12 protein-coding genes and 1 pseudogene are annotated in these 12206 nt (G+C 44.9%); 6 read left to right on the plus strand and 7 right to left on the minus strand.

What is annotated here, in order from left to right; translation table 11 throughout:
• Nucleotides 1-66: 66 nt before the first annotated feature.
• The 4 genes from JGK20_RS29310 to JGK20_RS29325 all read right to left on the minus strand — a co-directional run bounded on the left by JGK20_RS29310 (nt 67) and on the right by JGK20_RS29325 (nt 3986).
• The gene (locus JGK20_RS29310) at nt 67-1227 is read right to left on the minus strand and encodes a cellulose synthase catalytic subunit (RefSeq protein WP_366039646.1); all 1161 of its coding nucleotides are present in this window, start codon (nt 1225-1227) and stop codon (nt 67-69) included.
• A gap of 211 nt (nt 1228-1438) precedes the next feature.
• Nucleotides 1439-2185: a YHS domain-containing (seleno)protein gene (locus JGK20_RS29315; RefSeq protein WP_293233109.1), complete on the minus strand. Its 747-nt coding sequence runs from the start codon at nt 2183-2185 to the stop codon at nt 1439-1441.
• 183 nt (nt 2186-2368) lie between these two features.
• On the minus strand, nt 2369-3214 hold the full coding sequence (locus JGK20_RS29320; RefSeq protein WP_293186397.1) for a cytochrome c biogenesis protein CcdA: 846 nt from the start codon (nt 3212-3214) through the stop codon (nt 2369-2371).
• Nucleotides 3215-3431: 217 nt separating this feature from the next.
• On the minus strand, nt 3432-3986 hold the full coding sequence (locus tag JGK20_RS29325; protein ID WP_293186399.1) for a thioredoxin domain-containing protein: 555 nt from the start codon (nt 3984-3986) through the stop codon (nt 3432-3434).
• 429 nt (nt 3987-4415) lie between these two features.
• Between JGK20_RS29325 and JGK20_RS29330 the strand changes: the two genes are divergently transcribed.
• The 3 genes from JGK20_RS29330 to JGK20_RS29340 all read left to right on the plus strand — a co-directional run bounded on the left by JGK20_RS29330 (nt 4416) and on the right by JGK20_RS29340 (nt 7533).
• Entirely contained in the window at nt 4416-5027 is a 612-nt protein-coding gene (locus JGK20_RS29330; protein WP_293186401.1) for a cupin, read from the plus strand.
• Nucleotides 5028-5392: 365 nt separating this feature from the next.
• On the plus strand, nt 5393-6847 hold the full coding sequence (locus JGK20_RS29335) for a HAMP domain-containing sensor histidine kinase (RefSeq protein WP_293213812.1): 1455 nt from the start codon (nt 5393-5395) through the stop codon (nt 6845-6847).
• Complete coding sequence (locus JGK20_RS29340; protein ID WP_293186405.1) at nt 6844-7533, plus strand: response regulator transcription factor; 690 nt, start codon at nt 6844-6846, stop codon at nt 7531-7533. The genes JGK20_RS29335 and JGK20_RS29340 overlap by 4 nt, the downstream gene beginning before the upstream one ends.
• 335 nt (nt 7534-7868) lie before the next feature.
• Here JGK20_RS29340 and JGK20_RS29345 read toward each other — a convergent pair whose 3' ends face one another.
• Complete coding sequence (locus JGK20_RS29345; RefSeq protein WP_293233111.1) at nt 7869-8801, minus strand: ADP-ribosylglycohydrolase family protein; 933 nt, start codon at nt 8799-8801, stop codon at nt 7869-7871.
• A gap of 291 nt (nt 8802-9092) precedes the next feature.
• Here JGK20_RS29345 and minC point away from each other — a divergent pair, with 291 nt between their 5' ends.
• A complete protein-coding gene (gene minC / locus JGK20_RS29350; RefSeq protein WP_293193806.1) occupies nt 9093-9893 on the plus strand; it encodes a septum site-determining protein MinC in 801 nt (266 codons plus the stop codon).
• Here the strand turns inward: minC and JGK20_RS29355 are convergent.
• A complete protein-coding gene (locus JGK20_RS29355; RefSeq protein WP_293233113.1) occupies nt 9873-10016 on the minus strand; it encodes a hypothetical protein in 144 nt (47 codons plus the stop codon). The genes minC and JGK20_RS29355 overlap by 21 nt on opposite strands.
• A 290-nt stretch (nt 10017-10306) precedes the next feature.
• On the opposite strand from JGK20_RS29355, the gene minD reads away from it, so the two are divergent.
• Both minD and minE read left to right on the plus strand, forming a co-directional pair.
• The gene (minD, locus tag JGK20_RS29360) at nt 10307-11113 is read left to right on the plus strand and encodes a septum site-determining protein MinD (RefSeq protein WP_293187202.1); all 807 of its coding nucleotides are present in this window, start codon (nt 10307-10309) and stop codon (nt 11111-11113) included.
• Between the two features lie 215 nt (nt 11114-11328).
• Nucleotides 11329-11586, plus strand: a pseudogene (minE, locus tag JGK20_RS29365) (cell division topological specificity factor MinE); the annotation flags it as partial.
• 406 nt (nt 11587-11992) lie between these two features.
• Here the strand turns inward: minE and JGK20_RS29370 are convergent.
• Nucleotides 11993-12206, minus strand: a 214-nt coding sequence (locus tag JGK20_RS29370) for a hypothetical protein (protein ID WP_293187198.1), incomplete at its 5' end; no start/stop codon positions are given.

Below are 12206 nucleotides of genomic sequence, written 5' to 3' on the forward strand. Positions count from 1 at the left end.
ACCCAGATAAATCGTCTGCCCAATCTTCACAAATGGTTTGTGGAAATTTTCGCTAAACCCACATAGCTATTGGATCATTCTTTTTGTGGAGGTCTCTAAGCGATAGCCTTTAGCAGAAAGTTTAATCCCTGTGAAATAGTCTTCACTGAGGGATTCGGTAACAAATCCTCCGGCATCTTCTAAGGCGCTGCGCCTGACAACAAAGGAGGTTCCAGAACAAACTACACTGCCGGCGCCATCTTTGAGCGGTTCAATTTGGCGGTAGAAAACCTCTTCTTCCGGCGCAATAACATTATCCAAACCTAAGTTACGGGCGATCGGGTCAGCATTGTAATAACTTTGAGGCGTTTGAACCAGGGCAACTTTCGGATCTTGGAAGAAACCAACGGTGCGAATCAGAAAGTTTTTGGTAGGGATAAAGTCGGCATCAAAAACAACGATGAAATCTCCTTGAGTATGAGTCAAAGCATGATTCAAATTCCCGGCTTTTGCATGGTGATTATTAGCTCTAGTGCGGTATTCACACCCTAATTCCTCTGCAATTTGCCGAATTTCTTCACGGCGCGTATCATCGAGGAGATAGATTTTTTTATTGGCATAGTCGATGGCTTGACAACCAATAACAGTGCGTTTGAGAATATAGGCAGGCTCGTTGTAAGTGGGAATCAAAACATCAACTGCTGGTGTGAATCTACCCTCAACTATATCGATCGCCAACCGATTCGCTTCTGAATGCCGATCCTTGACGCGCAACATCAAAAATAACTGAAGGATATTGGTCAGCAAGAGGAAAAGTTCTAGGAGAAACAACCCAATGCTAAACACTCCATCTAAGGGATTGGATACATTTAAAGTTGTGAGCGATCGCCACAGCAGATAGCGAGTCACCAACACCAACAAAATGCCGATGACTGCAACCCGCGACCAGGTTCGGGGTACGGGCGAAACACGCATAATCAGCCAAGCAATAGCCAGCAGAGCGATCGTAGGTGTTAGTAAAGACTCCCCCATTACCATTGGCACTTCCAGCCACATTGGAGGATGATTCTGCATTGATTGGAGTTTGGCAAATAGATGGTAGAGAGTGCCGTTACCGGAAAACCAAGCAGCAACCAGTCCACCGGTTACGATAACTGAACCTAACATCACGAGGGTGGCGATCGGTATCCGGTTGCTGCGGGCACTGTCTCGACGATGCAAGCCCAAAGAATTCAGCCATGAAGTCATATTTTTTTTGAGGAAAATGTATGAACGGGTGTGGGGTGCGCGTCCCGCCCGCCCTCTTAGGAACAGGCAAGATGCCTGTGCCACCAGAGGTCAAATTTGTTGTGGGGTGTCCCGCCCGCCCTTGCCCGAAGGGGCCACAGGCAAGATGCCTGTGCCACCAGACATTTTCTTGTGGGATGGGCGTCCCGCCCGCCCTAAGTCCTATTTGAAGTTAACGAAACAGTTCTTTGTTATTCAGAATAGTCGGCCAATTCTTGTTTGCTAAAGCAATGTGACCGGGAATATCACCCATCCACTGTGCCTGTACTTTCTTGTCGTAGTTGAGATAAAGCTTCCCATTAACAATTTTCCAGGCATCAGGCTGGGTTGCAACAAGATTGCCTTCACTGGCAGCCTGAGCGCAATATCCACCGTATTGAGGAGCATACTTTTCAGGATTTTTGGCAAACATATCGCGGTTGGCTCCACTAGCAAATATCCAAGTTGTTCCGCCCCAATTCTGTTTAAATTGGCTAACTCCCATCACTAATTTGCCTTGGGTGAAATAGGCTACAACATCCTGACCATCAAGAGCCACACCTTTCTCGGTGTAATACTTAGGATGAACAGTTGTTGTGCTGCTTTTTCCAGCACAAGGATTGGCTTTACCAGCGCAAGGATTGGCTTTACCAGCGCAAGGATTGGCTTTTCCAGCACAAGGATTGGCTTTTCCAGCACAAGGATTTTTACCAGCACAAGGATTGGCTTTACCAGCACAAGGATTGGCTTTACCAGCACAAGGATTTTTACCAGCGCAAGGGTTGGCTTTTCCAGCGCAAGGATTGGCTTCTGCAATCTTGGATGAAACGGTTGTAGAGTTTAAGTTGGTGGAAGCCTTGAAGTTGGCGTAGCTAACATTAGCTGTTGCCAAGCCTAAAATGGTGGCAATGGCGATCGTGGTAATGTATTTTACTTTCATGTGTTTAATCTCCAGATGAATTGTTAGTAATTTCAGACCTGATATTTGCTTGATTTTTTTACTCTCTGGCAACTCTGCTGACAGTTAGTTATCTTCAAGACTTGAGGTTATTTACATTAACACTCAAGAAAATGAGTCCTAAATGAGGAAGAACTGGATCGGAGATAAAATTCTCATAAGTTGCTAAAAAAACCAGCGAACACCCTCAATCATGTAATACAAACCTGTCAAAATTAGAGCGACACTACCAAATCTCAGAATCGACTCGGAATGCTGCATCAAAGTCTTAGCTTGCTTGGCAAAACCAGTCAATAGACTGGCAAGAAAGATGATGCTTGTATATCCGAGAGCATAACAGATCATGGTCAAGGTTCCTAGCAATTGTGAACCAGTAGCCCCTCCCGCTGCCAGCACAGCAAATAAAACCGGACTAGCGCAAGGAGAACTCACCAAACCAAAAGTCACTCCTACCCCATATGGTCCCAAATTTGAAGCATTTATATTGATTCCCGGTAAAGGCAATTTCACAATTCCTAGCAAGCTAAAACCCATGATAAAAATGATAATTCCTACAACAATATTGATGTAGCCCCGGTAGTCTACCATGACAGCCCCGGCAAATGAGGATGCCAGCCCGAAAAAACTGAGAATTGTCACAACTCCCAACACAAACAAACTGGCTTTAAGAAAAGCATCTCGCTTGGAAGTGATATTTCGGGTACCAATATAACTCAAGTTAACGGGTAACATTGCCAGAATACAGGGTGAAATGCTGGCGATTAAACCACCGATAAAGGCTAGGAGAAACAATACCAGTGGGTTAGCTGTATCTTGCTGGCTGAACCATTGCTGATAGTTGTTTTCAGTTACCGAAATCAGATGTTCAATTGCCTGAGAAAACGGGCCTGCGAACGCCAGTGCCAGCACTAACCCTAGTAATGCCAATCCACCCAAAAATAGCCATTTATTCGGAGATTTAAAATTTTTGGTACTTTTATCTTGGGGTTCACGCTTTTGAATATCTGTCATGGCTTCTCCTAGAATATTTAATAGGATTTACGCAAAAGTAAGTAGATTGGCGAAAACAAATATTACTGTGTAACAGCATATAAAAAAAACCGAGTTTTTTAGCTAATTTGATGTTTTAGACGCATAAATTTCGTAAAAACCCGGTTTTCGATCTCGCCTATGCACTCTTATCATGCGTAAATCCTGTTCGATCGATTTACCTATAACCTGCAAGCAGCTATTTTTTAGCAAGCGCTTGATCGAGCACGGTTGTATAGGCAGATTTGTTGGGATTGTTGCGATGCTGTGCTAGAATATTTCCTGTGGCAGGGTCGATGATGGTTAGACTTCCCGTTTGAGACTTATTCGATGCGAAAAATTGGCTGAGTCCTAACTGTTTCGCTTTTGCCTCTGCTTGAGAAGTGGTTGATTTATCTGTCACATCTAGCACCACAAAATTCACTTTTCCTGCATATTGCTGTTTCAGTTGGGAAAGCGTAGGGGCAATGTTTTTGCAGCCAGCACACCAGGCTGCATAAACGTCAACTACGACGGGCTTTCCTTGCACTTCTTTTGCTAGCGGGCCTCCTACGTTTTTTTGCTTTGATGCACAGGGGTTTTTGGAAGCGCAGGGGTTTTTGGAAGCGCAGGGGTTTTTGGAAGCGCAGGGGTTGGTTTGTGCGATCGCACTATTAGTTATAGCAGAGGTATTGAGTGTCGTTGCAGTCACCAGCGATACTGTAACTACCAAACTACTTAGACACAAGCTGAGCCATAATGCTGGTTTACGCATATTCAATCTCCAAAATCTAGGGTTTATGTACAAGAAGGCGAATAGAAAACTCTTGGAGTTTCAATCCTGAATCTGAATTGAGACCGAGAGTAACTTATGCCTCTGTGACTTGAGATTAACAGCATTAATTTAGAGAAATATGAGCGTAAGATGAAGATCGGATAGATTTTAGATAAAATCATGAGTGGTTGCTAATTGGTCAACCCCAGATTAAGGCAGATTAAGGCAGATTAAGGCAGATAATTTCAAGATGCTTCTCAACTTTGGCGCTTTTGTCTAAAGTTTGAGATTAATTGATTCGCGTCTTCAGCTAAAATTCATCTTTTATTTAGGAAAATATCATCTAGTTGCCAGGAAGGTCTTATAGAGTGGAGATTAACCATGACTATTTTTTAGTAGTGCAGTCATTTAACAGTGAGTTGAGCAGTGATGACAGGAAAAAACTTGTTTGTGACTAATGATGGACAATACCGTGTTTCTGAGGATACCAGTCAAATTGAAGATTTGACTCATCCCTACCGACTTTATCGCTTTTTAACTGATTTGGAAGATGTATTAGACCAAATTAGTGATGATTATTTACGACTCCAGGCAATTTGTCCCCTGGTTCGCAGGTTGTTAGATAGTTCTTCCTGGCTGCAAATTGCTCTTCTCGAACCTGACTCGGAGACGGGATGGGCGGTACAAACTCTTTATGATGAACCGTTTTTTCCTCTGACTGTGCAGTTGGTGGCTTGGGCTCCGGGTGCTGTTTCTCCAATTCACAATCATGCTAGTTGGGGACTGGTGGCGCTACTGGGTGGAGAGGAGAAAAATACTTTGTGGAGGCGATCGCCAATTCCGAAGTTTCCCGATAAAATTCAAACAGTGGGAGATATTTTGCTTGCACCGGGTGACATTTTGTGCTTGATGCCCGATGCGATTCATCATGTGGAAGCGCTGGGAGATGAACCAACTATTAGTTTTAATCTTTATGGTGAAACAGATTATGCTCGACGCTTTGAATTTAATCAGATTAAAGGTACTGCGGAGATTTTTTAAGGGATAAATTTCGGGATTGAGCGATTGAGCGATCGCAGATGAAAGGCAGATGCAACACAGATAAATGCAGATAATTTTAAGAGATAAAATTGCATGAGTACCAGAGGTGTTTGGGGTGCATCTGCGTTAATAACTTATATGCGGTCATGGTTCGCTCTCTTTAAAAACCAGATGCACCCGGTTTTTGTCAGGTGCGTCGCTGCGAGATTATCAATCTTTAGTTAGGATTTTTCGCAGGCTACGCACCCTAGGACTCATATCCAATCAACCGGGTTTTTTAGCTTATATTATGGTCTAAACGTGTCTTTTCGTCAAAAATATGGTTTATGACTTTTCGTTAATCCCTCGCTACTCCTAACTAAACAATGAAGCGTATTCGGCAATTAAGAGCAACCATTGACAATCTCAAGGGCAAGCGATTTTCTACTTCTTCGCTTCAGTTTCGCTTGACTCTGGAATTGCTGGTACTATCGATTTTAGGACTTAGCAGTGTGGCATTTTGGGCTGGCTGGCAACGATCGCAAAATCTAGTAGTTGCTCATAAAAAAACGCTGGAATATATTGGAATCCGGTTTCCCGAACAGGTGGAACTTTATAGTGAAATGGGTTCTCTAGAAATTGGTTTAAGCCGCAGCGTTCATCAAGCTTCGACAGGGGGAATTATGGTGTGGGTGAAGCGCAATGATGGGATGCTGTTGGTGAATTCACCTGATATGGATATGCAATCTTCTAAGATTACGAAGATGATTTCGTTGACGGAAGTACCTGCTGAGCCGACTTTTGTTCGGGTTGCCGATCGCTATTTGGTAATCTGTAGCACAACTCTGAGGATTAAAAATCAGTTGTTGGGTACGGTATATTTCTCTCAAGATATCACGGACGAGCAACATGAGTTAAATGATGGGATTCGGAGTTTAATTATGGTCAGTGTTGTGGTAATTTTAGTGTTGATCGTGGCGATCGCCAGTCGCATACGTCATGCTCTGGCCCCTCTGGAAGAGATGAGTCAGGTTGCTAGCACTTTGTCTGCTGATAATTTGCAGGCGGCAAAACTCCAACTGCATCAGGCTCCTGATGAGATTTTAGGACTTGCACAAACCTTTAATGAAATGTTGTTTAGATTATCCGGTTCCTGGGAGCAACAGCGCCAATTTGTGGGTAATGTTTCCCATGAATTACGCACTCCCCTGACGGTGGTAGTTGGTTATTTACAAAGTTTGCTGCGGCGCAGCACTAATTTAAGCGACTATCAGCAGCAAGCACTGGAAACGGCGGTTGGTGAAACTGAACGCACGATTCGGATGTTAGAAGATTTGCTGGATTTGGCGCGGGCTGATAGTGGCAATTTGCACTTTCGTTTGCATCCGGTGATTCTGAATACTCTGGTGGCGGAGGTGGCAGAAATGAGTGCAAAGGTTAGCAATCGGCAAGTTATTTTGGTGTCAAATGATGAGGATGTTGTCGCCTGTGCGGATCAGGATCGTTTACAACAAGTTTTAATTAATTTAGTTGATAATGCTATTAAGTATTCTGCTCCCGAACAACCTGTTGAGTTAGTCTTAGAAAAGAGGGAACAGCAGGTGATGGTTCATGTGCGCGATCGCGGCATTGGTATTTCTCTGCCACACCAAAAACGGATTTTCGAGCGGTTTTACCGGGTGGATGAGTCTATGACGCGCTCTAGAGACGGTACTGGGTTGGGATTGGCGATCGCCAAAAGCCTGATCGAAGGTATGGAAGGACGTATCGCGATCCGCTCTAAACCGGGAGAAGGTAGTATTTTTACTATCACCTTACCTGTTTGGAATCCGCAGCTATGAGCGATCGCATTCTCCTTGTTGAAGATGACCCGAAACTGGCAAAGTTCATCGAATCTGAACTTACTCTAGAAGGATATCACGTCACTGTCGCCCCCAACGGATTGGATGGATTAACCCTCGCCCGCACGGCTGAACCGGATTTGTTGATTTTAGATTGGATGCTTCCGGGTATCTCTGGATTGGATATTTGTTTGAGATTGCGATCGACTGGCGTGCAAGTACCAATAATTATATTAACAGCAAAGGATGAAGTACCCGATCGCGTAACGGGATTAAATGCTGGCGCTGATGATTATGTAACGAAGCCTTTCAGTATGGAAGAGCTCCTCGCGAGGGTGAAAGCACGCCTGCGCCGAACTCAACCAAATGACCCGGATAGCTTAGAATTTGAAGACTTAATCTTAAATTGTTTAACCCGTGAAGTTTATCGAGGAAATCAACTAATTGAACTCACGGCAAAAGAGTTTGATTTGTTGGAATTTTTGCTGCGGAATCCCCGTCAAGTCATTACGCGCGATCGCATCTTAGAAAAAGTCTGGGGTTACGATTTTATGGGCGAGTCAAATATTATTGAAGTGTATATTCGGGCGTTGCGGATTAAGTTAGAAGCAAATAACTCAAAACGGCTGCTGCATACGGTTCGAGGAGTTGGCTACGTGTTGCGAGAGCATCGCGCCGTCTCCTAATTTTAGTTAGGGATTACGCGCAAAAAAGGTACGTAGTTGCGCTTCAGCGCTCTTATGGTGATTATACACTAAGCGAGTTACACACCAAACAATCCCATGAAAGTCATACCTCATCTATCTGAGAAGGGCTATATGAGTTACGCACAAAAAATCTGATAAACCGGGTATTTCAACTGGTGTAAGAAAACATTTTTCTACCGAAATTACGCAACTGGCATATTCAAAAAGGTACGTGGTTGTGCTTGAGCGCTGAAGCGCAACTACGTACCTAAGAAAATATTTAAGTATTGTGACACTTGCGATCGCGAACTGTTGTACAAAAACTCGGTTTATAGTCACCCGTGCGTAAGTCCTACAGTCAAGAGTTGTTCGGCGAAAGATGCAATTAAAGAGCTATGTGCCAATTGCGAGAGCCATTTTTGTGGTATAGCAGATTCGCCGTAAAAAGCTCCCGCCAACTGTCCGTAAACCGCACCAGTTGTATCCGCATCGTCGCCCAAATTCACAGCCAGCAAACACCCTTCGGCAAAAGAAGAACTGTTATAAAATGCCCAAAGAGCCGCCTCCAAAGACTTAACCACATAACCAGTACCCTTAATTTCAGGAGGTTGTCGCCGTTTAAAAGAACCGGCCGCAATTTCATCAATTTCTGCCACCAGCGGGTGCGCGGCCCAATATTCGGCGATCGGACAATATCTTTCGGAAAGCAAAACTTCTTTACTAACTCCATTCACAGCCCCCGCAATTAAAGTACCGAAATAGCGGCAAGCATCGACGCAAGTAGCAGCACCGTGAGTAGTTCGAGAACTTTCTCCAGATTTTTCTATGACTTCTAAAGGATTTTTAGCATAAAACAAAGGTACCGGAGCCAAACGCATAATCGAACCATTTCCAGCAGCCCAAGCATCAGTAGAACCGCAGTAAGGCTTTTTTGTATCTTTAAAATGCCAAAGTGCTTCTTGCACCGTATTGCCAATATCAAAACACTTGCCTGTACTGCTCAAATGTCCATCTAGCCGCCACTTCAGATAAGTTTCTAATTGATGGATTGGATCGAAACCTTTTTTTTTAATCAAACTTTCTGCCAAACAAAGTGCCATCGAAGTATCATCCGTCCACTGTCCCGGTTGCAGTCGAAACGGGCCGCCACCAATCATATCGTTAATGGGTTCAAAGGTTCCGGGGCGACAAAACTCTAAAGTTGTTCCCAAAGCATCGCCAACTGCCAAACCGATTAGACTGCCGCGATAACGTTCTATTTGCTGCATGGTAATTGTAAAGTAATAATTACATAACTTAGACAAACGTGGTTAGACGTGCTACTTCTAGCGGTAAAGTACCCAGTCTAGACCTACTTTATTCTTCTCTTAACTCTCTTTCTCTGCGTACTCTGCGCCCTCTGCGGTGAATCAAAAAAATCTTGTTCAAAAATGAAAGAAAATTGCCTTACCTGCGGTTAAAAATAAAAAAACCCGACTTTTCGCTCCAAAGGCTGAGGCCAAAGACGACTCAAGCTAATATTGATGTTAACCTTTCGCTACCCAAGATCGAACCGTCCCATGACACCCGATGCCTCCACAGCCGCTGCTGCTGCTACCCCTCAATCAACACCCGAAGTTAGCTTAGATTTGCAAGTCCGACTCAAGACTGAAGACGGACAGCTATTGTTGCTACTTCCCCCAGAAACGAACAACGAACCTGGAACTGGTACGGCATCGACTTGGACTGAACTTTGCCAGCAGCTAAAAGTCAGGCTGAATGCTGGAGAACGCTTTTGGCAGCCGAATGCCGAAGTACAATTGATGGGCAGCGATCGACTTTTGGATATCCGCCAACTGCAAGAAATCGCCGATGCCCTCTTGGAAGCGGAACTGCAACTCAAACGAGTCCACACCAGCCGCCGCCAAACGGCCGTAGCTGCGGCAACGGCAGGCTATTCTGTAGAACAGCAGCCTCCGGTTTCTACCCTGAGTAAATCCGCCGAAAAACCGCAATCGCTGGCGGAACCTTTATATTTGCAGATGACTGTGCGATCGGGCGTAGAAATTCGTCACCCAGGGACGATCGTACTTTTGGGAGATGTAAATCCCGGTGGCTCAGTCGTCGCCGGAGGCGATATCCTGGTTTGGGGCCGTTTGCGGGGCGTCGTGCACGCGGGTGCCGGCGGCAACACCAACAGCGTGATTATGACCTTGCAGATGGAACCGATGGTGATTAGGATTGCTAAGTACGTTGCCAGAGGCCCAGAAGCCTCACCCGCTCAGTTTTTCCCGGAAGTCGCCTATGTGACGCCTCAGGGGATTCGGATCGGTAGAGCCTCTGATTTTGACAAATCGCAGTTAATGGGCGGTAATGGGTAATTGGTAATGGGTAATGGGTAATTGGTAATGGGTAATGGGTAATTGGTAATGGGTAATTGGTAATTGGTAATTGGTAATTGGTAATGGGTAATGGGTAATGGGTAATGCTGTTTCAACCTGCATTTGATAATTTTTGTCTTGGCTAAATCAGTCATTAAAGGACGATGGAAAATATCAATGAAACTTCCTCTAAAATTTGTCTAACAATCAGACTTATTAGTTGTGAGCGTTGAGTTGATTCAAGGAATAAAAGATGCTGGCTAAATTACCAAATACTAATGGCGAATAATCGACAAACATCAGAATAATTCGCAATTACCAATTCGCAATTACCAATTCGCAATTACCAATTCGCAATTACCAATTCGCAATTACCAATTCGCAATTACCAATTCGCAATTACCAAATCGCTTATGGCTCGCATTATTGTTGTTACATCAGGGAAAGGCGGAGTGGGAAAAACTACCTCCACAGCCAATCTCGGCATGGCTTTAGCTAAGCGGGGGCGCACCGTTGCGGTAATTGATGCCGATTTCGGCCTCAGAAATTTAGACTTGCTGCTGGGCTTAGAAAACCGCATTGTTTACACGGCATTAGAAGTTCTCGCCGGAGAGTGTCGCTTAGAGCAAGCTTTGGTGAAAGATAAGCGGCAGCCGCGCTTGGTGCTGTTACCGGCGGCCCAAACTCGGATGAAGGATGCCATCAGCGCCGACCAAATGAAGCAGCTTGTGGGGATGTTGGCACCAAAATATGACTATATTTTGATCGACTCTCCGGCTGGAATTGAGCAGGGTTTCCAAAATGCGATCGCCCCGGCGCAAGAAGGTATCATTGTCACAACTCCAGAAATCGCTGCTGTTCGTGATGCCGATCGAGTCATCGGCCTGCTGGAAGCCAACAATGTCAAGAAAATCAGGCTAATCGTCAACCGGATCAGGCCTGCAATGGTGCTGGCAAATGATATGATGTCGGTGCAAGACGTGCGGGAAATCCTTGCCATTCCGCTGTTAGGCGTCGTTCCCGACGACGAGCGGGTCATCGTTTCCACCAACCGAGGCGAACCATTAGTATTGTCGGAAACGACCTCTTTAGCTGGAACTGCCTTCGACAATATTGCCCGCCGTTTAGAAGGCGAAAAAGTTGATTTTTTAGATCTCACTCCCCGTCGGGAAACGTTTTTCACTCGCCTCCGCAAGTTTTTCAATACTAAAATTATGTGATGTGCTGCCCTATTGGCGATCGACCTTTAATAGCAGCCACTGCATCGCAAAAACTAGCCGAAAAATTCCCGGAGTAAAACCATTTCGCAAAAAGCATCAAACTGCTGCCCCCGACTCCAAACCAGACGGGAATAAGTCATTCCCCAATCTAAAATCTAAAATCTAAAATCGCCTGACTTTTTCTATGCCCAACCATTGACAAACCCGCCGCAACCATGATATACACACTTCTCGAACGACTTTTCCCGCGCATCCCTGACAACAGCCGCGACGATGTAAAACGCCGCCTCAAACTCGTTCTAGCCCACGATCGGTCAGAACTCAGCCCCGAAATGGTTGAGTCTATGCGCCGAGAAATTCTAGAGGTGGTGTCTCGCTACGTGGAAATTGATACCACTGAGTCAGAGTTCGGTCTCGAAAGCGACCAGCGGGCTATGTCACTGATCGCAAATCTGCCGATCCGGCGAGTGAGACTGGAAAATCCACCGGAAAATTTGCCCTATAAATTGCCGGAAAAATTGCCAGAGAATCTACCTGAAAAGGTAGCTGAGTATGTACCCGAGTATGTAGTCGAAACTCTCCCCGAAACTACAGAGTGATAGAAATTAGGATTTTCTTTTCAGTAAATGAGTGCGATCGGCTCGCCATTTAAATTAAACTATCTCTCTACAATTAAAATCTTGTGGGGTGGGCTAAGATTGTCCGCCCCAAATATGTTATTTAAATTGGGAAAAGCTTGTACTCTCGTTTCTCTTTGCATCAGAATCATCATTTTACCAATGCGAGCGTCCCCGCTCGCAAGTTATCTCCTCTCGCGAGCGGGGACGCTCGCACTGGCAGAATTCTGACGATTCAAATATATAATTCAATACGGTTGACTTAAGAAGAATCTGACTTGCAAAAAATGCCTGTATTGCCTAGAAAATCGTCAGATAAAATTCCTAAAAAAGCGTTAAGTAAACCGTATTGATATATAATTCCGATGCCACCGGAGACGATATTATCTCCTGTCGCGAGCGGGGACGCTCGCACTGGCAGAATTCTGCTGTTACTGGATTTGACCGGAAACGATATTATCTCCTGTCGCGAGCGG

The organism is Microcoleus sp. PH2017_05_CCC_O_A, assembly GCF_020738785.1.
Classification (GTDB): domain Bacteria; phylum Cyanobacteriota; class Cyanobacteriia; order Cyanobacteriales; family Microcoleaceae; genus Microcoleus.

What these genes read in the sequence shown, in the direction of transcription:
- JGK20_RS29315 (WP_293233109.1), bottom strand. Translation starts at nt 2,185, where the DNA reads ATGAAAGTAAAATACATTACCACGATCGCCATTGCCACCATTTTAGGC.
- JGK20_RS29345 (WP_293233111.1), bottom strand. Translation starts at nt 8,801, where the DNA reads ATGCAGCAAATAGAACGTTATCGCGGCAGTCTAATCGGTTTGGCAGTT.
- JGK20_RS29355 (WP_293233113.1), bottom strand. Translation starts at nt 10,016, where the DNA reads ATGCAGGTTGAAACAGCATTACCCATTACCCATTACCCATTACCAATT.
- JGK20_RS29325 (WP_293186399.1), bottom strand. Translation starts at nt 3,986, where the DNA reads ATGCGTAAACCAGCATTATGGCTCAGCTTGTGTCTAAGTAGTTTGGTA.
- minC (WP_293193806.1), top strand. Translation starts at nt 9,093, where the DNA reads ATGACACCCGATGCCTCCACAGCCGCTGCTGCTGCTACCCCTCAATCA.
- JGK20_RS29310 (WP_366039646.1), bottom strand. Translation starts at nt 1,227, where the DNA reads ATGACTTCATGGCTGAATTCTTTGGGCTTGCATCGTCGAGACAGTGCC.
- JGK20_RS29320 (WP_293186397.1), bottom strand. Translation starts at nt 3,214, where the DNA reads ATGACAGATATTCAAAAGCGTGAACCCCAAGATAAAAGTACCAAAAAT.
- minD (WP_293187202.1), top strand. Translation starts at nt 10,307, where the DNA reads ATGGCTCGCATTATTGTTGTTACATCAGGGAAAGGCGGAGTGGGAAAA.
- JGK20_RS29335 (WP_293213812.1), top strand. Translation starts at nt 5,393, where the DNA reads ATGAAGCGTATTCGGCAATTAAGAGCAACCATTGACAATCTCAAGGGC.
- JGK20_RS29340 (WP_293186405.1), top strand. Translation starts at nt 6,844, where the DNA reads ATGAGCGATCGCATTCTCCTTGTTGAAGATGACCCGAAACTGGCAAAG.
- JGK20_RS29330 (WP_293186401.1), top strand. Translation starts at nt 4,416, where the DNA reads ATGACAGGAAAAAACTTGTTTGTGACTAATGATGGACAATACCGTGTT.